The organism is Pantoea sp. GM_Pan_3, assembly GCF_026541045.1.
GTDB classification, from domain to species: domain Bacteria; phylum Pseudomonadota; class Gammaproteobacteria; order Enterobacterales; family Enterobacteriaceae; genus Pantoea; species Pantoea anthophila.
The window spans coordinates 77,054-100,559 of sequence record NZ_JALNVA010000002.1 but is presented as its reverse complement, the minus strand read 5'-3'; the positions used below and the strand labels follow the sequence as shown (position 1 = coordinate 100,559).

The following is a 23,506-nucleotide window of genomic DNA, read 5'->3' as shown; positions in this document are numbered from 1 at the left end:
ACACATGGTGACCCGAAAAGCCGTGTTCCCCGCGCGAGCGGGGATAAACCCACCTCACCGCCATTTATAGCCGCCTCGTGATTGTGTTCCCCGCGCGAGCGGGGATAAACCGATGGTGGTGTGTGGATAGTAGAGGGACACCGTGTGTTCCCCGCGCGAGCGGGGATAAACCGCCTGCCGGGAATACTGGCGAGACGGAGAGCACGTGTTCCCCGCGCGAGCGGGGATAAACCGATTTTTGACGGGGGAAAATGGAAAGGCGGTTTGTGTTCCCCGCGCGAGCGGGGATAAACCGCCATTCGCAGAGGGCGAGCCGAGGGCGAGCTGGTGTTCCCCGCGCGAGCGGGGATAAACCGAGATTGATCTTGCCTTAGGTTATCGCGATAGAGTGTTCCCCGCGCGAGCGGGGATAAACCGGCTGGCGCTGGCGGACTTTTCCAGTTCACACGGTGTTCCCCGCGCGAGCGGGGATAAACCGCTGGCCCGAATGAAAACATAAACATCTGGGAAGTGTTCCCCGCGCGAGCGGGGATAAACCCAGGACACTGCAAATCACCTCCTCAAACAGATCGTGTTCCCCGCGCGAGCGGGGATAAACCGGTCGTGACCCCGGAGGAACATACGGGTTTGGTGTGTTCCCCGCGCGAGCGGGGATAAACCGAAAACTTAGAGCGTTTGCAGACTCTTCATTAAGTGTTCCCCGCGCGAGCGGGGATAAACCGATGGCAACCACGTACCGAAAGAAGCATAGAAAGTGTTCCCCGCGCGAGCGGGGATAAACCGGCGTGCCGCCTGGCCGGCCTGTATATTGTGGAGTGTTCCCCGCGCGAGCGGGGATAAACCGTCACCCATAACCGAACCCGCCAGCCTAAAATTGTGTTCCCCGCGCGAGCGGGGATAAACCGGTTGTACCGCCATACTGATGTGATGCAACTTGGTGTTCCCCGCGCGAGCGGGGATAAACCTGTACAACAACCAATGATTCCTCTTTGTATTATGTGTTCCCCGCGCGAGCGGGGATAAACCGCGCCAGATTTAGCAGCGATTGCAGCAACAACAGTGTTCCCCGCGCGAGCGGGGATAAACCGTAATGCCATGCCGTATGCGAAGCCCGCTATTCGTGTTCCCCGCGCGAGCGGGGATAAACCGTCATCTGTAACCCCTCGCTACTGCCTGTCTGCGTGTTCCCCGCGCGAGCGGGGATAAACCGCTGTATGAACCATTGGCTACGATAACTGCTGGGTGTTCCCCGCGCGAGCGGGGATAAACCGCTGATTTCCGCCGCGCACTCTTTTTCAAAACCGTGTTCCCCGCGCGAGCGGGGATAAACCGCCGCCGCGATGACGCAATTCGACGCCAAACAAGTGTTCCCCGCGCGAGCGGGGATAAACCGAAATGGCAGGGCTGTAAATGAGGCCGTCATAGGTGTTCCCCGCGCGAGCGGGGATAAACCGGCTCGTAAGCCGGATGCTGGCGATAATAACGAGTGTTTCCGGCGCCAGCGGGGATAAACCGTGATGTTTCTCTGAAGTCCTCGCCGTGAGACCGTGTTCTCCGCCGGAGCGGGGATGAACCGTCCAGCTGTTCACGATGGTAGAGGGCTAAACGGTATTCCCTGTATGAACAGGGATAATTCCCCCAATAAATCTTTACTGGATATATGACAGCAGAGTGTCCCCCGCGTATGCAGGATAAAACGCCGGATACATAATCGGTTGCGCCGTTAACTTTAAATTCAAAGCAAGTTTTTTACAGTAACAGCCGGGCAAGCAGAGAAATACTTAATATAAATTAACCTTATCAGGGAGTGTTTTTTAACATCGCCATCAAAATCGAATTCAAATCAAAAAAAACACAAAAATCTTCGAAAAATGTTGGAATTCTATTCCTGGGGCGTATTTTAGGAAAGAATTTAGCTGATTCCCTGAATAAGGAATTTTATGGTGTTAGCAAAGGACGAACTTTACCACTATTGGGGGAAGGCAAATCGCAGTGACGCGAATGCTCCGCCAGTGTCTCATTTATTACCTTATCATTGCCTGGATGTTGCAGCTGTAGCAGCCTATTGGTGGGATCACGCCCCTGCATTAAGAAAGAGCTTTTCTCAGAAAGAGAACCAGGCAGAATATCGCGGCTGGTTACTTTTTTTTATTGCTCTGCATGACCTGGGTAAATGGGACATACGATTCCAGGCTAAATGCTGGCGTGCCTGGGAGGCATTAAATAGCGTCACCTCAGGAAAAAATGTGATTGGTAAAACGTGGGATCACGGTCAGGGTGGTCTTTACTGGTTTAAACAAGATTTCGATCAGGATAGCGATTATGACGGCGCTTTTATTACGCATAGTCTGCATCCTAAAGAGAAATGGTTTCCCTGGGTGGAGGCCGTTACAGGGCATCATGGTTATATTTATCAGCATATCAATCTTACCACATCAGATTTAGCGTTAAGCGTTCAATTAAAGCTTCAGGGCGAGAGAGATAAAAAGGCTCGTCTGGCATGGCTTGATGCACTGGCTGTCCTCTTTCTGCACCCGGTCGGGCTATCGCTTGATGATAATCCGCCATCCTGCTCATCCTTACTGGCAGGTTTTTGTTCAATATCGGACTGGCTGGGATCCTGGAATAGTGAAGAAACGTTTCAATTTCAGTCAACGCCGGAACCTTTACACGACTATTATTTGCGCCGTTATGCTGTTGATGCACCAGTAGTAATGAAGCGAAGTGGCTTGCTGAGCAAGATTAACCCCTGGGGGGGTACCGCTGCCTTACTCAATAAGGGCTATAAGCCACGTCAGCTTCAGACGCTGGTTGAGGCGTTGCCGGATGAGCCGGGATTGATAATTATTGAAGCTCCGACAGGGTCTGGGAAAACGGAAACTGCACTGGCCTATGCCTGGCGACTATTAGCCAGTGGTTATGCCGACAGCATAATTTTTGCCCTTCCTACCCAGGCGACCGCCAACGCAATGCTTAATCGACTTGAGAAGCTGGCTTCAACGCTATTTGATAAGCCTAACCTGATTCTTGCTCACGGCAACTCACGTTTTAGCTCGGATTTTAATGCCATTAAATCGCGCAGCAAAAGTGTGCAGGAACAGGAAGCCTGGGCTCAATGCTGCGAGTGGTTGAGTCGGAGTAATAAACGTGCTTTTCTGGGACAGATTGGCGTCTGCACCATCGATCAGGTGCTGATCTCCGTGTTACCAGTGAAGCATCGCTTCATTCGTGGCTTCGGTGTTGCCCGCAGCGTGTTGCTGGTTGACGAAGTCCATGCTTACGACACCTACATGCACAGCCTGCTGGAAGAGGTATTACGACAGCAGGCCATGGCCGGACAAAGTGCGTTACTGTTATCCGCTACTTTGCCTCCATCTTTAAAACAACGCCTACTTAAAACTTACGGTCACTCAGCTACAACCTCTCCATCGGATGAATATCCTCTGGTCATATGGCAACAGCAGGATCTCCAGCGTTGCTTTGATCTTAGCGCTGCTCCAGAGCATCTACCGCCAGTTGTTCAGCTCAATATCGAGTGCTGTTATCTCAATGAAATGCAGCCTGATGCTGGCCTGCTTGAGCAAATGATCGCTGCCGCTCAGGCGGGGGCTCAGGTCTGTCTGATCTGTAATCTTGTGGATGTTGCCCAGCAGGTTTATCAGCGGTTGTGCGCCAGCACAGCGCTTGAGATCATCCTTTTTCATTCTCGCTTCACCTTGACCGACCGGGCAACGAAAGAAGAGCTGACGCTGCGCTATTTTGGCGCGTCAGGCGATCGCAGCATCGGACGTATCCTTGTGGGCACTCAGGTCGTGGAGCAGTCTCTGGATGTCGATTTTGACTGGCTTATAACGCAACTTTGTCCCGTAGATTTGCTGTTCCAGCGTGCCGGACGACTGCATCGTCATTCCCGTCAATGCAGACCTGAAGGCTATCAGCAGCCGAAACTGACCGTGCTGCTTCCTGCCAGTCATGATTATGGTAACAGTAATTACGTCTACACCAATACGCGTGCCATGTGGCGAACCCAGCAGTTGCTTGAGCAACAGGGCCAGTCAGCTCTCTGTTTCCCTCAGGCATACCGACTTTGGATTGACCATGTCTATCGGGATGAAACGGACGAGTCAGAACCTGACTGGGTTGCAGAGGGATTGGCTCGCTTCGAATCACAGGAGCAATCGAAGCGTTATAACGCCCGACTTTCATTAAATCAGGCGACACGAGTCACCCCCTTTGCTGATGACGATGTACGTATCCGCGCGGTTACCCGTGATGGTGAAATGAGTCTGCCAGTCGTTCCTTACGTAGAGACAGCCAGAGGAAAGCAGCTTTGCGACAGACAATATCTCAGTCAGCTGTCTGAGTTTTCACTGCCTGAGGCACTGGCACTTAACCGGGTTAATGTGCCGGGTAGCTGGCAACGGAGATACAGGCTTGAGCCAGATGAGGAGGGGATGGTGTGGATAGCCGGAACACTGAAAAATGGTCAGTGGACAGCAGAGATGGTTGATTACTATCTGGTTTATTCGAAAGAAGTGGGGATGAGTCTTATTCAGTTCAATTTTCAGGGAGGAATTTAATGAATTTACTTACGGATCGCTGGATCCCGGTCAGGCCGGTTGCGGGCTGCGGAGTGGAGCAGATAAGCCTGGAAACATTGCTATGTGAACCCCATCAGCGAGCACTTTCTCTCCCGCGTGATGACATGGAAATGGCAGCCTGCCAGCTACTTGTTTGCATCGTTCAGCTACTCTGGCCCCCGACGAACATGGAACAGAGTATCCAGCGCATACAAACTCCGCTTACAGAAGAGGAGTTTTTAGCAGGTCTCATTGGCTGGGAAGAGAGTTTTATTCTTAATCATCCTGAGCATCCATTTATGCAGGTTAAAGGCGTCATTGCCAAAGAAACCACTGGCATGGACAAGCTCATGGTTGGCCTGACCGGCTCCACCAGCTGTGCCTTTGTGAATCAGCCTGGTCAGGGCGAAGCACTTTGTGGCGGATGTGCTGCCATCGCACTATTTAATCAGGCTTGCAATGCGCCTGGATTTGGCGGTGGATTTAAAAGTGGTTTACGAGGCGTTGCGCCCATAACTACGCTAATCCAACAGAGATGCCTGCGCTCGACACTCTGGGCCAATGTACTTAACGCTGAAAGCCTGGAAAGGGATTACCCTGAATGGCAGAAACAGCACTGTCAGGGTTTTACCTGGCAAAAACCGATTGTCAGTAATGAAAAGATCCCGTCGCATAGCATCGGGCTGGCACGCGGTCTGTTCTGGCAGCCCGCACATATTGAACTTTCACCTCCCTCGGCAGCAGGGCAGTGCAGCGCTTGTGGGTGCCAGGCTGATAAACGTTATCTGAGCTTTCTTAAAGCCAAATTTAACTACACCGTTGAAGGCTTCTGGTTGCACCCGCACTCTCCTTGCGTGGAACAGACCAAAAAGAGAATACCTGAAAAACGTCATATCGGCTTCACATTACCGATCCCTTGCTGGACGCAGGTTGGACGACTATTAATCTCTCAGCAGTTAGAAAAGAACCAGGAAGGTCGACGTGCGGCACTGGTCATTGAGCAGGCAAGACAACTTGCTAACGGTAAACCGCTATATATGAGTATTGGTGGTTATCGTAATAATCAGGCGGCAATAGTGGAGCGGCGACATGAGGTAATGGTATTCAGCCAGGGCTGGGATCGCCATCAGGATATCATCAATGAAATTATCCATACTGGTCAGGGGTATCGACTTGCACTACGCAAAGCACTTTATCTTTTTGTTGAGGGTATGAAGGATAACGATATCATTGGCTCGCGTATTCCGGTTCATGAGGTCGCTGAACGTCGTTTTTATCGTGAAAGCGACATCTATATTACCCGGCTGCTGGCGACAATAAATTATGAGCAGCCTTTAAAAGAACTGGAATCGCTGCATCTTTATCTTTCCGCTTTATGCCAATCATTGTTTGAAGCCGCTACCGATCCCTATGATCACCATGTGAAATTAATCCAGACCCTGGCAATTTCCCGTCGCGTATTAATAGCACAGTTATCCGCTTTAAAAATGCAAGGAGAGCAAGCTGATGAACCCACACCTTGAAACTAAGGCGCTCTATGACGCCTGGTCCAGCCTGGATAAAGGCAGCCAGGCAAAATTAAGACGGGCTGACTCACCCGACAAACTACTGGAGATCCCTGATTTCTACGTATTAGCAGGTAAGTTTGGCTGGCCGGAAGAACGTTTCGCATTGCAAAGAATGATCTATTGCCTGGCTACAGGAGCTATTAAACACAGCGATGATGAATCACTAACTTTGGGTAAGGCGCTGGCACAAAGTAAAAAAATTTCACTAGTGCGCGTAATGCAACTTGTCCGGCAGGAATATCCTAATGATATGGTTCAGCTAAGACGCATGTTAATTCATGCTGAGCCCGTAGTGCATTGGCCTTTGCTGGCAGCACAATTGAAGTGGTGGGGCAAACATGAACGCCGGAACCTGATTGAAAGTTTTGTTCTCTCTTCTCCTAAAAAATAACTGTGTAAGGATAGCCGATGAATAATTTTCTTAACTTTCATGTTTTGATTTCTCATAGCCCCTCCTGTCTTAACCGCGATGATATGAACATGCAGAAGGATGCAATCTTTGGCGGCAGACGTCGCGTGCGCATCTCCAGCCAGAGTCTGAAGAGAGCAATACGCAAAAGCCGCTACTACCAACGTCATATTGGCGAATCCAGTATCCGGACAATTCATCTGGAACGGCTGCGGGACGTTGTGCATCAGAAATTGTCAGAAAAATATCCTGCTGAAGTCATTAACACCACGCTGAGTCTGCTCAGTGGCAAAAATATTGCTCAGGAAGAGAAAATCGACGGAGGAGCCGTTTCTCCATGGGTACTGGATGAGATTGAGTGGTTTTGCCAGCAAATTAATGACCCGCAAAATAGTGCTCTGGGTACAGATGAGAAAAAATGGACCAAAGCGTTAAAAGATCAGATCACGGGGCTACGTTCCATGCTCAGCAGCGCGGTGGACATCGCGCTGAGCGGCCGGATGGCGACCAGTGGCCTGATGAGCGAACTGGGTAAAGTTGATGGTGCAATGTCACTGGCACATGCCATCACGACGCATGTTGTTGAATCTGACATCGACTGGTTTACTGCTGTTGACGATCTGCATGAAAGCACTGGTGCGGCTCATCTGGGCACTCAGGAGTTTTCTTCAGGCGTGTTCTACCGTTATGCCAGCCTGAACCTGGCTCAGCTTCAGGAAAACCTTGGTGGAGCCACTCGTCAGCAGGTGCTGAAGATTGCTGCCCATCTGGCCCACATGCTGGCAACAGAGATTCCCGGCGGTAAGCAGCACAGCTTTGCGGCGTTTAACCCAGCTGACATGGTAATGGTTAATTTTTCTGATTTGCCAGTTTCGATGGCAAATGCTTTTGAAAAACCGGTACCCGCCAGCAAAGAGGGTTTCCTGCGTCCTTCCCTTGAAACTTTTAACAGTTACTGGACGAAAGTCTCCCGAGGTTATGGTCTGGCAGGCCCGGTGGCTCAGTTCGTGCTCGATGACGTTGCTTCAGCAGAAGGGGTAATGAAGATGCCCGATTTGAAAGCACTTAAGCAATGGATAGGTAATAACGGTGAGGTCTGAGATGCAGGATTTTTTGATTTTGCAACTAAGTGGACCGATGCAATCATGGGGGTTACCTACCTTTGAGGGCATCCGGCCGAGTGCGCCTTTCCCAGGCCGTGGTGGGTTGCTGGGGTTACTTGGCGCATGCCTTGGTATTAAGCGCAACGATCGCACATCACTGCAGAAGCTTTCAGCAGGCACACGGTTTGCTGTCCGTTGTGATAACCGTACCAGCTATCATCCCGTAAACATCTCCGATTTTCATACCGTCAAGGATGCCAGGGAAAAACCGGGAAGCCTGAAAATGAATGATACCATTATCACCCGTCGTGAATATCTGTATGACGCCAGCTTTACAGTAGCGGTCTGGACTGCTGGTTTACCAGAGCAATGCTATACACTGTCTGAGCTTATTGATGCGGTTCAGCGTCCTTGCTATACCCCTTATCTTGGAAGAAGGTGCTGTCCACTTTCCCGACCACTCTTCAATTCTGTTCAGCAGGCGAAAAATCCTTTTGCGGCTTTAGCAGCAGGCGTTCCTGGTGACGGTGTTATTTACAGCGAGGAACCACTAACCGGTAATGAACGCTGTTTGTCAGTACGTGATGACCCTATCATCGATCTGCCCCGGCAGTTCGCCAGACGATCGTGGTTTGTCATTCAGGGAGACAAAAATGTTCCTGAGTAAAGTGCTTGTTAACTGGCGCTGGGCTAAAGATCCTTACCAGCTTCATCGTGCGCTGTGGCAGTTATTTCCTGATCGTCCTCAGGAGCAGCGCGACTTTCTGTTCAGAGTTGAAAGTGGAGAGGCCAGACAGGGTCTCAATGTGTTACTGCAATCATCTCACTCTCTGCAGCCGGCAAAAGCAGTCACGGTGCTGGCAACGAAATCTTTTAATCCGGTTTTACCGTATGGCAGATATCGCTTCCGGCTGCGGGCCAATCCCATCAAATGCATTAAAGATGAGCAAGGGCGTTTAAATGCACGTGGGGAAATAAAAAACTGTCGGGTTCCGTTACTCGGAGACGAAGAGTGCATGAAATGGCTGGTACGCAAACTCGGTCATGCGGCACAGCTGGAATCGGCTCAAATGGTTAAAGAACCGGTGATGGTGTTCAATAAAAAAGAGACGAGCGGCAAAATTCAGACAATCTGTTTTGATGGCATCCTCAGCATCAGGGATGCAGAGGCATTTGCTTCGCTGCTCCATTCCGGTATTGGTCCTGCTAAAAGTATGGGATGCGGCCTACTTTCTCCAGGGCGGATATGAAATAAGGATAAAGCGGCGCAATGCCGCTTTTACAGGATGTGATAATGACTTATGTGCCTCTGGTTCCACTTCCTCTTAAAGATCGCATTTCAATAATTTTCCTTAAGTATGGTCAGGTTGACGTCCTTGATGGTGCTTTCGTCCTTATCGATGCATCAGGTATACGTACTCACATCCCGATAGGTAATGTAGCCTGCATTATGCTGGAACCTGGGACCCGTGTTTCACATGCTGCGATAAAACTGGCCGCCATGGTCGGCACATTACTGGTATGGGTGGGTGAAGCCAGTGTGCGGTTATATGCCGCAGGACAGCCAGGAGGAGCGCGTTCCGATAAGCTACTTTATCAGGCGCGACTTGCACTTGATGAAAATCTGCGGCTTAAAGTTGTTCGCAAAATGTTTGAACTTCGTTTTGGCGAAGAGGCCCCATCCCGACGTTCTGTTGAACAATTGAGAGGCATTGAAGGCGTTCGTGTTAAAGGTATTTATCAACTTCTGGCAAAGCAATATGGCGTCAGATGGCAGGGACGCCGTTACGATCCTAAAGACTGGGAGAAAGGAGACATTATTAATCAGTGCATCAGCGCGGCAACTGCCTGTCTTTATGGCATCACTGAAGCCGCAGTGCTTGCAGCTGGATATGCACCCGCGATTGGATTTTTACACAGCGGCAAACCACTCTCTTTTGTCTATGACATTGCCGATATTATTAAATTTGAAACTGTTGTACCTGCTGCTTTTGAGATAGCAGCCCGCCGTCCTGACGAAGTGGAAAAACAGGTCAGGATGGCGTGCCGTGATCTCTTCCGAACCAATAAAACTGTTGCCAGGCTTATTCCTTTAATTGAGGAGGTGCTTTCTGCTGGTGGTATTACACCGCCACCGCCTCCTCAGGATGCTCAGCCAATAGCCATTCCTGAACCGACTCCCTTTGGGGATGTCGGACATCGGAGTGCATGATCATGAGTATGTTGATGGTTGTTACTGAGAATGTACCACCACGTTTAAGGGGCCGGCTGGCCATCTGGCTGCTGGAGGTACGTGCCGGCGTTTATGTGGGTGATGTTTCTCGTCGCAGCAGAGAGATGATCTGGCAACAGATTAGTAAGCTATCTGAAACGGGCAATGTCGTAATGGCATGGGCGAGTAATAATGAATCTGGTTTTGAGTTTCAGACTCTAGGAGAAAACAGGCGTTTGCCGGTGGAGATGGATGGTATCCGCTTAGTCTCTTTTCAACCCATTAATAATCAATAGATTATGGCTCTTTAAAAATGCAGATAAGTTGGTGGAATTTTTAGTAACTAAAATATCATCATATTTCAAATGCATACATTTAGAGTGTTCCCCGCGCGAGCGGGGATAAACCGGACGGTGTGCAAATTTTGCCGTTCAGCCAGATCGTGTTCCCCGCGCGAGCGGGGATAAACCGAGACCGGCTTTTTTTTGGCGCTGCATTACTGGGTGTTCCCCGCGCGAGCGGGGATAAACCGTTATGCGTTTTTTTCTCATCACGGCAGCTGCTGTGTTCCCCGCGCGAGCGGGGATAAACCGGCCGCGAACGTTTCACCCGCTCGGGCAGGGTCGTGTTCCCCGCGCGAGCGGGGATAAACCGCCCTATCTCTTCTCGGATTCTCAGCTGATGTCGTGTTCCCCGCGCGAGCGGGGATAAACCGCCTGCCGGGAATACTGGCGAGACGGAGAGCACGTGTTCCCCGCGCGAGCGGGGATAAACCGAAAAAATTATAAGCCGTACCGATAGCGGCATGGTGTTCCCCGCGCGAGCGGGGATAAACCGTCGCCAATGAGAGAAATTATTGTTGATAACTTGTGTTCCCCGCGCGAGCGGGGATAAACCGACACACACCACTTTTCCCATACCGGAATAAAAGTGTTCCCCGCGCGAGCGGGGATAAACCGTTGGTGGAAAAACCTATCAGCATGGCGATGTGGTGTTCCCCGCGCGAGCGGGGATAAACCGCCGGTTATGGATTATTTCGAAAAACTGGTTCAGTGTTCCCCGCGCGAGCGGGGATAAACCGGCTGTTAACAGCCTGCGCTTTACCGCCCGTATGTGTTCCCCGCGCGAGCGGGGATAAACCGTCAGACGATGGCATTGCTTTGCCAGTCTCATAGTGTTCCCCGCGCGAGCGGGGATAAACCGGTGTATTTGGTAAATCGGGGTATCTGGAGAATGTGTTCCCCGCGCGAGCGGGGATAAACCGCTGGCAGAGCTGGAGAAGCAGGCTAGTGAACAGTGTTCCCCGCGCGAGCGGGGATAAACCGGAGGCTGACCATGCGTGAACGCCCTATCATCTGTGTTCCCCGCGCGAGCGGGGATAAACCGTTCCTGCTCCAGTGGAAGAACCACAGGTACAAGTGTTCCCCGCGCGAGCGGGGATAAACCGCGCCAACCTGATCACCGTCATAGCTTGCTTGTGTGTTCCCCGCGCGAGCGGGGATAAACCGAGCGTGGCACGATGTTTTGTGCCGATGAAATGGTGTTCCCCGCGCGAGCGGGGATAAACCGTGTTTATATAGGCGGGTTTATATACGGGTACTGTGTTCCCCGCGCGAGCGGGGATAAACCGTTGGCCAGATACTGTCGGGAACGCTGGCCATAGTGTTCCCCGCGCGAGCGGGGATAAACCGAAAAATGAGAAAATTTATAATTTTTTTGACACGTGTTCCCCGCGCGAGCGGGGATAAACCGGGCTGGGCGGCAACGCCCGCCAACATCCGCAAGTGTTCCCCGCGCGAGCGGGGATAAACCGCAAAATTTCCGGGCGTTAAATTCTCGGTGCGTGTGTTCCCCGCGCGAGCGGGGATAAACCGCGAGACAGATAAGCGCGCTCAGAAGGCCGAAAGTGTTCCCCGCGCGAGCGGGGATAAACCGGTCGGCCCCGGCCATCCATAGCTCACACATTTGTGTTCCCCGCGCGAGCGGGGATAAACCGGCGCGGGAAAAAAATGCGCAGTTGCTGTTTCTGTGTTCCCCGCGCGAGCGGGGATAAACCGTTCGATAAATCACCCCCCCTGATTCGATAAATGTGTTCCCCGCGCGAGCGGGGATAAACCGTTCGATAAATCACCCCCCCTGATTCGATAAATGTGTTCCCCGCGCGAGCGGGGATAAACCGTCATATTGTCGACGTTTATTTTTTGCGCCACGGTGTTCCCCGCGCGAGCGGGGATAAACCGCCGCTAATCTGGATCGGTAGCAGCAGGAAAGAGTGTTCCCCGCGCGAGCGGGGATAAACCGCAAAGTAATATAATAATTTCATCAAGACAAACGTGTTCCCCGCGCGAGCGGGGATAAACCGGTGGCTATCATGGTTAGTAAAAACACAAAATCGTGTTCCCCGCGCGAGCGGGGATAAACCGGGTTACGGCGTTTATGTACCTGCCCGATTGCAGTGTTCCCCGCGCGAGCGGGGATAAACCGGCGACTCCGAAAATGATGGTACTGGCTTTGTTGTGTTCCCTGCGCGAGCGGGGATAAACCGCGGGATCGCTGCTGGAAACCGGTGCCAGTGAAGTGTTCCCCGCGCGAGCGGGGATAAACCGAGATCACCATAACGATGGTGCTGACACTGACGGTGTTCCCCGCGCGAGCGGGGATAAACCGAAATTTCAGATGAACAGATTCTGTCTAACAGCGTGTTCCCCGCGCGAGCGGGGATAAACCGGATGGCATCTCTTTTGAACACTCTTTCACTCCGTGTTCCCCGCGCGAGCGGGGATAAACCGACGCAAACGCGCCGGATTATGACGCCGCAACCGTGTTCCCCGCGCGAGCGGGGATAAACCGGCGGCTCTCGACGTAATCCTGCGCCGGTGATGGTGTTCCCCGCGCGAGCGGGGATAAACCGATCTGACGCTGTTCCAGACGTTTACGGATCAGGTGTTCCCCGCGTCAGTGGAAATAACCCCATCACCTCTCCTCCACGGCGTCCTGTAAACCTTCTGATCACCGCTCAGCGACGCGCTCCCCATACCGCCACCCGCTCCACAAACATCTGCGCCAGGGCCGCAATGGCGCTGTTGCCGGGCAGCCTCTCTTCATTGATATACATCACCAGCGAACTGCTGCGTCGGCGGCCCTGCAACAGCGGCAGAGGGCGCAGTTCACCGCTCTTTAGCAGCCCGGCGATATTCTGTTCCGGTAACCAGCCATAGCCCAGCTGATGCTGGACTGCTTCAATCGCGGCGGAGAGCGTCGTGAAGGACCAGTTCTCCGCCTGATCGCCACTGACTTCGGATTGGTGCTGTTGCTGCCGATCCAGGATGGTGATGCAGGGCCAGCGAGCCAGCGTGGCGGCACTCAGTGGGGCGGGTTCACTGTGCAGGGGGTGATCCCGATGGGCAACGGCCACGAAATCGACGCTCATCAGGCTCTCGCCGGCAACAGGGGCATCGCCATATTGCGCAACCAGCCAGAGGTCAGCCTGCTGCTCAGCCAGCCTTTCCGGCGTTTCGCTGCGAACGATTTCGCTGAACCAGATGCGGACATGGGGGTAGTGCTGCTGAAAGGTCTGCAGCACATCAAACAGCAGAGGTTTAGGCAGCGTCGCGTCCACCATCAGATCGATGCGCGAACGTTCGCCCCGCTGCAGCGCATGCGCCTTAGCTTCAAGCGCGCCGAACCCCTCCAGCAATGGACGAACCTGAGCCAGTAGCTGATGTCCCTCGGCAGTGAGGACGGCGCGACGCCCCTCCTGTTGCAGCAGTGTCAGACCCAGCCGCTGCTGAAGCAGGCTAAGCTGATAGCTCAGTGAAGACTGGCTGCGATGATGCTTTTCTGCGGCCAGCGCAAAGCTTCCTTCATTCACCACCGCGTCGAGCAGCGCCCACTGTTCCAGTGTCGTTTTATACATGGCAACTCATCGAAAAATTGGATTATTAAGTGCTAAAAATAGCGTTATTCATCTCATCTGTAACGCGTAATAATCTCCTCAAGGCAAATAAATGAGGAATTGACCATGAGCACTTTTGATAAACATGATCTGTCAGGCATCGTTGGCAAACACCTGGTTTACACCTACGACAACGGCTGGAATTACGAGCTCTACATCAAAAATGCCAGCACTATCGACTATCGCATCCACAGCGGCATGGTGGGTAATCGCTGGGTTAAAAACCAGCATGTCTATGTCGTCCGTCTGGCGCAGGATGTCTATAAAGTTTCCTGGACCGAACCTACCGGCACCGATGTCAGCCTGGCCGTGAACCTGGCGGATAAAATCTTCCACGGCACCATCTTCTTCCCGCGCTGGGTAATGAACAATCCGGAAAAAACCGTCTGTTTCCAGAATGACCATCTGGAAGAGATGGCTGCCTTCCGCGAAGCGGGTCCGGCTTACCCAACCGAAGTCATTGACGAGTTCGCAACGCTGACCGTGATCCGCGATGTGGGCGAAAATAACGAAAGCGTGATCGACTGCCCGCCCGATCAGCTGCCCGCTGACTTCCCGGAAAATCTGAAAAACTGATAGCAGGCAGAAGAGGCCATTAAGGCCTCTTCTGCACCGCTGTGTCTGGCCGGTGGCATCGATGGCCAGTCCCACAAACCGCACCTTTCTATTCCTGTCCGTTATCGATTCCGCACTGATACTTCTCTTAAACCGCGATAAACCAGACATTTTCCAGGGCTAATTTCCCCGGCATGCGGTACGCTCGGGACCGTCCGTTTACGCACAGTCAGCCCGCGCAGACGGCGAACCGGACGGGCAGAATGGGCGTAGTCGATTATGTTGTATTTTTGTAAACAGATTAACAAACAGACGAAATCCTGCTATTCTGCCCTCCGCGAAACCGGGCACCTCAACCTGGACAAGAAAAGGGAAGGTTGTTCTCCATAAGTGAGCAAGGTGGTCGGAAAGCCCTACATAATGAGAGCGAGGATAACGTCGTGCTAGAAGAATACCGTAAGCACGTTGCCGAGCGTGCTGCCCAGGGAATTGTTCCTAAGCCTTTAGAGGCTTCCCAGATGGCCGCGCTGGTTGAACTGCTGAAAAATCCACCTGCGGGTGAAGAAGAATTTCTGACCGATTTACTGGTCAACCGAGTCCCACCTGGCGTCGATGAAGCGGCGTATGTCAAAGCCGGTTTCCTGGCGGCTGTTGCCAAAGGCGAAGCAACCTCTCCTCTGATCTCTCCTGAAAAAGCGGTCGAACTGCTCGGTACCATGCAGGGCGGTTATAACATTCATCCGTTGATCGAGGCGCTGGACGACAGCCGACTGGCCCCCATCGCGGCCAAAGCCCTTTCACACACCCTGCTGATGTTCGACAACTTCTATGATGTCGAAGAGAAAGCTAAAGCGGGCAATGAATACGCGAAGCAGGTCATGCAATCCTGGGCCGATGCGGAATGGTATCTGTCACGTCCTGAGCTGGCCGAAAAGATCACGGTCACGGTATTCAAGGTAACGGGCGAAACCAACACCGACGACCTCTCTCCGGCCCCGGATGCCTGGTCACGTCCTGACATCCCGCTGCACGCCCTGGCGATGCTGAAAAATGCCCGCGAAGGCATTGAGCCTGATGAGCCGGGCAATATCGGCCCGATCAAACAGATCGCAGCGCTGCAGGCCAAAGGCTATCCGCTGGCTTACGTCGGTGACGTGGTCGGAACCGGCTCATCCCGTAAATCCGCCACCAACTCGGTGCTGTGGTTCATGGGCGACGACATCCCGAACGTGCCAAACAAAAAAGGCGGCGGCGTGGTGCTGGGCAGCAAGATTGCGCCTATCTTCTTCAACACCATGGAAGATGCGGGCGCACTGCCTATCGAAGTGGACGTCAACGACCTGAACATGGGCGATGTGATCGACATCTACCCCTACAAAGGGGAAGTGCGTAACCACGAAACCAACGACCTGCTGGCCAGCTTCGAACTGAAAACCGAAGTGCTGATTGATGAAGTGCGCGCCGGTGGCCGTATTCCGCTGATCATTGGCCGTGGCCTGACCACCAAAGCGCGCGAGTCGCTGGGTCTGCCGCACAGCACCGTATTCCGTCAGGCGAAAGATGTTGCGGAGAGCACCCGTGGCTTCTCACTGGCGCAGAAAATGGTCGGCCGCGCCTGTGGCGTGACCGGTGTGCGTCCGGGCGCGTATTGCGAACCGAAGATGACCTCCGTGGGATCGCAGGATACCACCGGTCCGATGACCCGTGACGAGCTGAAAGATCTGGCTTGCCTGGGCTTCTCGACCGATCTGGTGATGCAGTCCTTCTGCCACACCGCCGCCTATCCTAAGCCGGTCGATGTGAACACGCACCACACGCTGCCAGACTTCATCATGAACCGTGGCGGTGTCTCACTGCGTCCGGGTGACGGCATTATCCACAGCTGGCTGAACCGTATGCTGCTGCCGGATACCGTAGGAACCGGCGGTGACTCCCATACCCGCTTCCCTATCGGCATCTCTTTCCCGGCCGGTTCGGGCCTGGTGGCGTTTGCCGCGGCAACGGGCGTCATGCCGCTCGACATGCCGGAATCGGTCCTGGTGCGCTTCAAAGGCAAGATGGAACCCGGTATTACGCTGCGCGATCTGGTTCACGCCATTCCGCTTTATGCCATCAAACAGGGCCTGCTGACCGTTGAGAAGAAAGGTAAGAAAAACATCTTCTCTGGTCGCATTCTGGAGATTGAAGGTCTGCCGGATCTGAAAGTTGAGCAGGCGTTTGAGCTGTCCGATGCGTCAGCAGAGCGTTCTGCGGCGGGCTGTACCATCAAGCTGGATAAAGCGCCAATCATCGAATATCTCAACTCCAACATCGTGCTGCTGAAGTGGATGATCGCAGAAGGTTACGGCGATCGTCGTACGCTGGAGCGTCGCGTGGAGAGCATGGAGAAATGGCTGGCCGATCCTCAGCTGCTGGAAGCCGATGCGGATGCGGAATACGCCGCCGTGATCGAGATCGATCTGGCTGATATCAAAGAGCCGATCCTCTGTGCCCCTAACGATCCAGACGATGCCCGTCTGCTCTCGGACGTTCAGGGCGAGAAGATCGACGAAGTGTTTATCGGCTCGTGCATGACCAACATCGGTCACTTCCGTGCTGCCGGTAAGCTGCTGGACAGCCACAAAGGTCAGCTGCCAACCCGTCTGTGGGTGGCGCCGCCAACCAAGATGGATGCCGCACAGCTGACTGAAGAGGGCTACTACAGCGTCTTCGGTAAAAGCGGTGCGCGTATCGAGATTCCGGGCTGTTCACTCTGCATGGGTAACCAGGCACGTGTGGCAGACGGTTCGACAGTGGTTTCCACCTCGACCCGTAACTTCCCGAACCGTCTGGGGACCGGCGCAAACGTCTATCTGGCGTCTGCTGAGCTGGCTGCCGTTGCATCACTGCTGGGCCGGCTGCCTACGCCTGATGAGTATCAGCAATTTATGGCGCAGGTCGATAAAACGGCCAGCGACACCTATCGCTATCTCAACTTCGACCAGCTGGCGCAGTACACCGACAAAGCGGAAGGCGTGATTTTCCAGACCGCAGTCTGATCTTTCACCTTGTAAGCATGTATGAGGGGCGATGATTCGCCCCTTTTTTTCGTCTTCGCGCCGGTCACCGGCACGATCAAAAGCTGGATTTCGCCTGACAGCCTGTAATAATGCGCGACGTGTCACATTATGCTGCAAAGCCAGCCGTGACACTCATTGAGTGACGCGACGACGTTGAGAGGAACGGGCGATGGAATATGAATTTTTACGCGATGTGACCGGACAGATTAAGGTCCGCATGTCGATGGATCATGAAGCGGTCGGCCACTGGTTCAACGAAGAGGTGAAAAACGATCCGGGTCTGCTGGATGAAGTCGAAGCCGCTATCGAAGACGTCAAGGGCAGCGTGCGACAGTGGCAGCGCATCGGCAGCGAATACACCATCCTGGTGGATGAGGAGGAGGTGATGATTCGCGCCAACCTGCTGGCGCTGGAAGATGACGGCATGGAGGAGGGGATGAACTACTACGACGAAGAGAGCCTCTCATTCTGCGGCATTGAAGATTTTCTGCTGGTCATCGCCGCGTACCGCCAGTTTGTGAACCAGTATGGCAATCCCGTCCGGCGCTAAATGCCGGACAGGTGGCGCTTCACGTCCGGCCGGGATGTGAAACCGCCCGGCGTCAGAGGCAGCTTAGCTCAGCGAGGCGCCACCGCAGATCACCAGTTGCTGCCCGGTGATTGCCGCTGCTGAGGGAGAGAGCAGGAACGCCACCAGATCGGCCACTTCCTGCGGCTGAATATAGCGGCCTATCGGCGGCAGGCGCGGCGGTGAACTGGCGCGGCCCGGCTGGTTCAGCATCGGGGTTTCGGTCGCACCGGGGGCCACGATATTGGCGGTAATGCCACGCGGAGCCAGTTCTGCCGCCCAGCTGCGCACCATGCCGATCATCGCTGATTTGGTCGCCACGTACTGACTGCGGCCTGCGGCGCCGCCTGACGTACGGCTCCCCAGCAGCAGCACTCTCCCGCCTGCCGCCATCCGCGGTGCAAAATGGTTCGCCAGCTGTTCCGCAGCGGCGACGTGCAGCTGCCACAGACGGGCGCTGGCCGCCAAATCCAGTTCCCCCAGCGGCGCGGCCTGCATCATACCCGCGGCATGGATCACCGCCTGCGGCACAGGCAGTTGTTCCAGCAGCGCCTGCAGGGCAGCGCTGTCACTGATGTCGATCTGATGACTCTGCCAGCCCGGTTCTGTGCGGCTGACCGCCGAACGGCTCAGGCCGATCACCTGCCAGCCGTCACTCAGTAAGCGGTCACAAATCGCCTGACCGATGCCGGAGCTGGCACCGGTCACCAGCGCCATCCGTTCATTCACGCGTCACCTCCCTGCACCCATGACTCCTCAATCCGCACATATTTGATCGCCTGACGATACCAGGTATAGGCGATATGCAGTTCGCCATGCAGACCCTCTTTGATGCTGGGATAGGAGAACTCACGGTTTAACTTCTGCTGCGAGTTATTGGTCATACAGTAGCCATCGCCTTCGTCCAGATTGCGCTGCAGCGGCCAGCTTTTGCCGCCATCGGTTGAGATCGCCAGCGTCATGGGCGCTCGGGGCGCACCCCAGAAGGCAGTGCGGCCGCTGTGAACCACCGCTTCGGCGGCAACCGCCACCTCATCGTCCTCTTCATCATCTTCAATTTCGTCATAGAGCGACAGGCGACGTTCGCTGGCACCTTCAGCGCTCATGGCGTTAAACACCAGCGCCAGATGACCGTTGCGCAGCGTCGTGACCTGAATAGAGGAGTTGTTATTTGGCAGCGACAGCGCTTCGGGTGCACTCCAGCTCTCTCCCTGATCAAACGAGCGGCTCTGGTAGATGTGATCGGCCCAGCGACTGCGGTAGAGCGCCAGCAGCGAGCCATCCTCCAGCAGGGTGACGTTCATATGGACGCAGCCGGTACTGTCAGGCACGCTGACATCGCGCCAGCTCCGGCCTTTATCCTCCGAGATCTTCACGGCGCTGACATCATAGTTACCCACCCATTTTTCACCGGGCGGCGTCAGGCAGTAAAAGACCGGCAGCAGCCAGTTACCATTCGGCAGCACCACGATCGGCTGACGAATAAAGGTGCCAGGCTTATCCAGCAGGGTGTCGATCGCGCCCCAGCTCCGGCCCAGATCGTGAGACTGACGATAGCGCACGATGGCGGTGTCCTGATTACCGGACTTCTGCGCCGTCCAGAGCAGCCACAGGACCTGATCGGGATCGAGGAACAGCACCGGATTCTGCTCGGACCGCGTCGGATCCTCAGAGAGTTTCTGCGCCTCACTCCAGCGATCGCTGCCTTTCTGCAGCCGTGAACACCAGACAGAGATATCGGCGATCCCCTCCTGGGTGCCGCCAAACCAGACGCAGAGCAGATCGCCATCCGGCAGCGGCAGCAGGTTAGCCGCATGGTTTTGCGGGCAGGAGGAGGGCAGCATCGCAACCTGCTGCGCGCTATCCTGCGGATGCGGCGCAAGCTGACCGGTACGTTCGGCGGTGACGGTTTCCTGAGTCATATTAGGCTCCACTCTTTTGTGCATTGCGTTGCGGTTGAGGCTGAGACTGGCGTGACGGGATGCAGCGATCAATCACCATAATGATCGCCGGCGTGGCCAGCGCCACATACATATTATCGATGCCAAACGGATTCCCCATCAGGAACCAGACGGAGGTGACCAGACAGGAACCAATCAGACCGGCGTTAGCGCCGCGTGTGCTCTTAAACCACGGCAGATAGAACGCCATGATCGCCACGACGGTGATCGACAGGCGAATCGCGCGGGTAAAGAAGGAGAGCTTCAGCACTTCCGGGAAGAACAGCACAAACAGCAGCGGAAAGAAGCCGATGGCAATCGAGAACCAGCGCGTCACTTTGAACTCGCGCTCTGGCGTAGGGTGACGGTAAGGAACATAAAAATCTTTCACCACCAGCGAGGCGATGGCCAGCGCCACGGTGCCGACGCTGACGAAAATCGAGGCCACCAGCGAGGTCGTCACGATGCCAGCCAGCCAGGGGGACATATCCTGCAGAAACACCGGCAGCGCATAGAGGCTCTTGATATCGGGATGGGCAAACTTCGCCGCCACGCCGATCAGTGCCATCGCCAGGCCGATAGGCAGGCAGAAGAAGAAGGCGACCCACGTGGCACGCTTAGCGGATTTGACATCTTTGGTCGAGGAGATCGCCTGGATCACAAACTGGGTGCAGAAGATCGAGCCCACGGTTCCGATCAGCCAGGCCACAATGGTACTGGCCCCGACGTGACCATCCCACGTCCAGTAGAAGGCGGGCATTTTCTCGATCATCGGAGCCACGCCGCCGGTCATCTTCAGCGCCACGTAGAGGATAATCAGGATCCCGATGTACTTAATGGCGCTGTGCAGCAGCGTCACCCAGGCCACTCCTTTCATGCCGCCAAACGCGAAGTAGAAGGTACTCACCACCGCGGTAATAAAGGCCGCCTGGGTCAGGTCGATCTTCAGCACGGTAGAGATCGCCGCCGCGCCGCTGATGTAGTTGCCGACGTTCACCAGCAGCAGCGCATAGATCATGATCAGCGAAATGATGTTTTTGGTCGAACTGCCATATTTTTCGGCAATCGCCCCGGAGATGGTGATCTTACCGGTGTTGTAGATGCGCTTCACCAGGATCAGACCAAACAGCGGGAAGCCAATCGCCGCGCCGATCACTGACCAGGAAGCGGCGAAGCCATTTTCAAAGGCGGCCTGCGCAGTGCCGATCGTGGATTTTGCCCCGATATATTCCGACATCAGCATGATGCCGACGATAAAGGCGGGCATGGCGCGGGAGCCTTCCATAAAGTCACCGCTGCTTTTACTGCGCAGCCGCCAGGTCAGCCAGGTGGTGAACAGGATATAGGCGACCACCATGCCTACGATCAGTAAGGTGCTCTCAGTTGAAAATGCGTTCATCATAACCTCGATTGTGCTGGCAGATGGCGACCATCAGGTTCGTTCTCATCTGGCCGGTAGGAGACAAAGGCGATGGCGTTTATTGCAGGTAGTGGGTGACGATCTGACGGATCTGCTGCTGCTCTTCGGCGCTGAACTGCACCGCATAGCGGCTTTCGCCCACCTCAAAGCCCAGCAGGCTGACCGCTTTTTTCACGGCGGCCGGTGAGAAACCGATGCTGTAGAGCGCCGTGCGCAGACCGGTGACGTTCTCCTGAGCCTGCTGCGAACCGGCAATATCGCCGGCAGCGAAGCGCGCCCAGATAGCGTTAATCGCCTCCGGGGCCACGTTGGCCAGCCCGGAAATGGCGGCGGAGCAGCCCTCAACAAACCCCTGATGGATCAGCGAGTCGGGGCCATTCAGCACATCAAAACCGTCACAGTCGGCGGTGGCCTGCAGGAAGCCGCGCAGGCTGTCATAACTGCCCGCCGAATCTTTGATGCCGATGATGTTGGGATGGGCGGCCAGCGTGCGCACCGTCTCCGGCTGCAGCGTATTGCCGGTGCGCGCCGGGATGTTGTAGAGGAACAGCGGCACCGTCAGCGCGTCAGCCACGCGCCGGTAGTGATCGATAAGCTCCTGCTGTTTCAGCGGCACAAACCAGGGGGTGATCGCGGAGACGGCATCCACGCCCAGGCGGGCGATCTGTGTGCCGAGCCGGATCGTTTCACGCGTCGAGATTTCGCCGATATGCGCCACCACCGCCGCGCGGCCGCTGACTTCATCCACGCAGGTGGCGGTGACGGCGAGCTTTTCCTGCTCGTTCAGCACAAAGAATTCGCCGTTGGTGCCGCCGCAGAAGATGCCGTTACCGGCCCGGAGCTGTCGTCTGACCTGCTCACGCTGTCTCACCGGATCAAAAGCGCCGTCACGATCGAAGGTGGTGACGATGGCAGTCAGTACGCCGCTTATTTTCTTATTCATGACAATCCTCATTACGCCTGGCAGGAAGGAAACAGGGTCAGATAGACCGCGCGCACATCGTCAGCGGTGACCGCCATCGGGACATTTTTCATCAGGCGCTGCACGTCGAGCGCGGCTTCCACCAGATAGGGCAGGTGATCCGGGCCGATGCCCAGCGCTTCCAGACTGGCAGGCAGCTGCAGACGCGCCACCAGTGCGGTGAAGTAGTCGACCAGCGCATGGGATTTCGCTTCATCACTTAAACGGTGGTCAGCATCAGGCAGCAGGTCATAGGCCTGAGCGAATTTACTCACCGCCGCCGGACGGACAAAGCGCATGCAGGGGGCCAGCAGAATGGCATTCGCCACGCCGTGCGGCAGATGATATTTGCCGCCGAGCGGGTAGGAGAGGGCGTGCACCAGATGCGTGCCGGCATGGGCAATCGACGCGCCGCCATAATAAGAGGCCCACAACATCTCCAGTCGTGCCTGCAGATTCTCCGGCTCCCGCAGAGTGGTTTCGAGATTGGCGAACAGCTTCTTCATCCCGATCAGCGCATAGTTATCGCTGACCGGATTGGCGACGCAGGCGGTAAAGCACTCGATCAGGTGGCAGAGGGCATCAATACCGGTTGAGGAGGCGATGTGTGCGGGCATGCTGGTGGTGAGTTCCGGCACCAGCGCGACGACATCGGGCAGCATAATCGGGGAAATAATGCCGACTTTGGTCTCCTTCTCCGGGATCGCCAGAATCGCATTGGGCGTGGCTTCTGAGCCGGTACCCGCGGTGGTCGGAATCAGCATGGAGCGGGTGCGGTGCTGCGGTTTCTCCCCCGCCAGCAGGGCTTCCAGCGACGGGGCCGCATCCACGCACAGCACCGACAGCAGCTTTGCCACATCCAGCACGCTGCCACCGCCGATACCGATCACCATGTCAGCCCTGCGTGACGTGAGTGCGGCAAGAAGGGCGGCCACATCATGCTGGCTCGGCTCGGGGGGAACACTGTTCACCACGCTGATGTGGGGGATCTGCTCCCGGAGTTGCCCCAGCAGCGCCTGCACAGCCGGAATCGCTTCAATGTTCCGGTCAGTTACCACTACCGCGGATGAAACCCCCTCCAGCAGATAGCGCATGTCGTTTAACGCCTGATAGCCGCTGATCACCGTGCTGTTAATGTTCATTTCATACCCTTATATCGATCGCGTCTGAGCAGAT

17 protein-coding genes and 2 CRISPR repeat arrays (1 of these 19 only partly in view) are annotated in these 23,506 nt (G+C 55.0%); of the genes, 11 read left to right on the top strand and 6 right to left on the bottom strand.

The annotated features are described in order from the left end of the window. Nucleotides 1-1,576: direct repeats of the CRISPR family, unit length 28 nt; unit sequence GTGTTCCCCGCGCGAGCGGGGATAAACC; it reaches 161 nt to the left of the window's first position. A gap of 364 nt (nucleotides 1,577-1,940) precedes the next feature. From cas3 to cas2e, 8 genes are read left to right on the top strand one after another with little or no spacing between them, the layout of a single operon-like run. After that, nucleotides 1,941-4,580, top strand: a complete 2,640-nt coding sequence (gene cas3, locus OXR04_RS08325; RefSeq protein ID WP_267369802.1) for a CRISPR-associated helicase/endonuclease Cas3 — start codon at nucleotides 1,941-1,943, stop codon at nucleotides 4,578-4,580. After that, nucleotides 4,580-6,103 (top strand): type I-E CRISPR-associated protein Cse1/CasA, encoded by a 1,524-nt coding sequence (gene casA, locus OXR04_RS08320; protein ID WP_267369803.1) that lies wholly within the window; start codon nucleotides 4,580-4,582, stop codon nucleotides 6,101-6,103. The genes cas3 and casA overlap by 1 nt, the downstream gene beginning before the upstream one ends. Next, entirely contained in the window at nucleotides 6,087-6,539 is a 453-nt protein-coding gene (gene casB, locus OXR04_RS08315; RefSeq protein ID WP_267369804.1) for a type I-E CRISPR-associated protein Cse2/CasB, read from the top strand. The genes casA and casB overlap by 17 nt, the downstream gene beginning before the upstream one ends. Before the next feature lie 17 nt (nucleotides 6,540-6,556). Next, a complete protein-coding gene (gene cas7e / locus OXR04_RS08310) occupies nucleotides 6,557-7,657 on the top strand; it encodes a type I-E CRISPR-associated protein Cas7/Cse4/CasC (protein WP_267369805.1) in 1,101 nt (366 codons plus the stop codon). Nucleotide 7,658: 1 nt separating this feature from the next. Then, complete coding sequence (gene cas5e / locus OXR04_RS08305) at nucleotides 7,659-8,327, top strand: type I-E CRISPR-associated protein Cas5/CasD (RefSeq protein WP_267369806.1); 669 nt, start codon at nucleotides 7,659-7,661, stop codon at nucleotides 8,325-8,327. After that, nucleotides 8,314-8,910, top strand: coding sequence for a type I-E CRISPR-associated protein Cas6/Cse3/CasE (cas6e, locus tag OXR04_RS08300; RefSeq protein ID WP_267369807.1), 597 nt, complete (start codon nucleotides 8,314-8,316; stop codon nucleotides 8,908-8,910). Before cas5e ends, cas6e begins: the two co-directional genes overlap by 14 nt. 44 nt (nucleotides 8,911-8,954) lie before the next feature. Next, nucleotides 8,955-9,872, top strand: coding sequence for a type I-E CRISPR-associated endonuclease Cas1e (cas1e, locus tag OXR04_RS08295; protein ID WP_267369808.1), 918 nt, complete (start codon nucleotides 8,955-8,957; stop codon nucleotides 9,870-9,872). Between the two features lie 2 nt (nucleotides 9,873-9,874). Then, nucleotides 9,875-10,168, top strand: coding sequence for a type I-E CRISPR-associated endoribonuclease Cas2e (gene cas2e, locus OXR04_RS08290; protein WP_267369809.1), 294 nt, complete (start codon nucleotides 9,875-9,877; stop codon nucleotides 10,166-10,168). An 84-nt stretch (nucleotides 10,169-10,252) separates the two neighbouring features. Beyond that, nucleotides 10,253-12,844: a CRISPR direct-repeat array (repeat unit 29 nt; unit sequence GTGTTCCCCGCGCGAGCGGGGATAAACCG). Between the two features lie 44 nt (nucleotides 12,845-12,888). Here the strand turns inward: cas2e and OXR04_RS08285 are convergent. Further along, nucleotides 12,889-13,788, bottom strand: coding sequence for a LysR family transcriptional regulator (locus tag OXR04_RS08285; RefSeq protein WP_267369810.1), 900 nt, complete (start codon nucleotides 13,786-13,788; stop codon nucleotides 12,889-12,891). A 105-nt stretch (nucleotides 13,789-13,893) separates the two neighbouring features. Here OXR04_RS08285 and OXR04_RS08280 point away from each other — a divergent pair, with 105 nt between their 5' ends. From OXR04_RS08280 to yacL, 3 genes are all read left to right on the top strand, one after another. Then, nucleotides 13,894-14,403 carry a phenolic acid decarboxylase gene (locus OXR04_RS08280; RefSeq protein WP_009092087.1) on the top strand — a complete coding sequence of 170 codons (510 nt, stop codon included), beginning with the start codon at nucleotides 13,894-13,896 and terminating at the stop codon, nucleotides 14,401-14,403. Nucleotides 14,404-14,822: 419 nt separating this feature from the next. Continuing rightward, nucleotides 14,823-17,420, top strand: a complete 2,598-nt coding sequence (gene acnB, locus OXR04_RS08275) for a bifunctional aconitate hydratase 2/2-methylisocitrate dehydratase (RefSeq protein WP_009092086.1) — start codon at nucleotides 14,823-14,825, stop codon at nucleotides 17,418-17,420. A 190-nt stretch (nucleotides 17,421-17,610) separates the two neighbouring features. Continuing rightward, the gene (yacL, locus tag OXR04_RS08270; RefSeq protein ID WP_009092085.1) at nucleotides 17,611-17,991 is read left to right on the top strand and encodes a protein YacL; all 381 of its coding nucleotides are present in this window, start codon (nucleotides 17,611-17,613) and stop codon (nucleotides 17,989-17,991) included. 63 nt (nucleotides 17,992-18,054) lie between these two features. Here yacL and OXR04_RS08265 read toward each other — a convergent pair whose 3' ends face one another. The 5 genes from OXR04_RS08265 to OXR04_RS08245 all read right to left on the bottom strand — a co-directional run bounded on the left by OXR04_RS08265 (nucleotide 18,055) and on the right by OXR04_RS08245 (nucleotide 23,472). Then, nucleotides 18,055-18,726 (bottom strand): SDR family oxidoreductase, encoded by a 672-nt coding sequence (locus OXR04_RS08265; protein ID WP_267369859.1) that lies wholly within the window; start codon nucleotides 18,724-18,726, stop codon nucleotides 18,055-18,057. A gap of 8 nt (nucleotides 18,727-18,734) precedes the next feature. Continuing rightward, on the bottom strand, nucleotides 18,735-19,931 hold the full coding sequence (locus tag OXR04_RS08260) for an exo-alpha-sialidase (RefSeq protein WP_267369811.1): 1,197 nt from the start codon (nucleotides 19,929-19,931) through the stop codon (nucleotides 18,735-18,737). 1 nt (nucleotide 19,932) lies between these two features. Continuing rightward, the gene (locus tag OXR04_RS08255; RefSeq protein WP_009092082.1) at nucleotides 19,933-21,348 is read right to left on the bottom strand and encodes a sodium:solute symporter family protein; all 1,416 of its coding nucleotides are present in this window, start codon (nucleotides 21,346-21,348) and stop codon (nucleotides 19,933-19,935) included. A gap of 79 nt (nucleotides 21,349-21,427) precedes the next feature. Further along, entirely contained in the window at nucleotides 21,428-22,312 is an 885-nt protein-coding gene (locus tag OXR04_RS08250) for a dihydrodipicolinate synthase family protein (RefSeq protein ID WP_154928413.1), read from the bottom strand. Nucleotides 22,313-22,323: 11 nt separating this feature from the next. Continuing rightward, nucleotides 22,324-23,472, bottom strand: a complete 1,149-nt coding sequence (locus tag OXR04_RS08245; RefSeq protein ID WP_009092080.1) for an iron-containing alcohol dehydrogenase — start codon at nucleotides 23,470-23,472, stop codon at nucleotides 22,324-22,326. Between the last annotated feature and the right edge of the window lie 34 nt (nucleotides 23,473-23,506).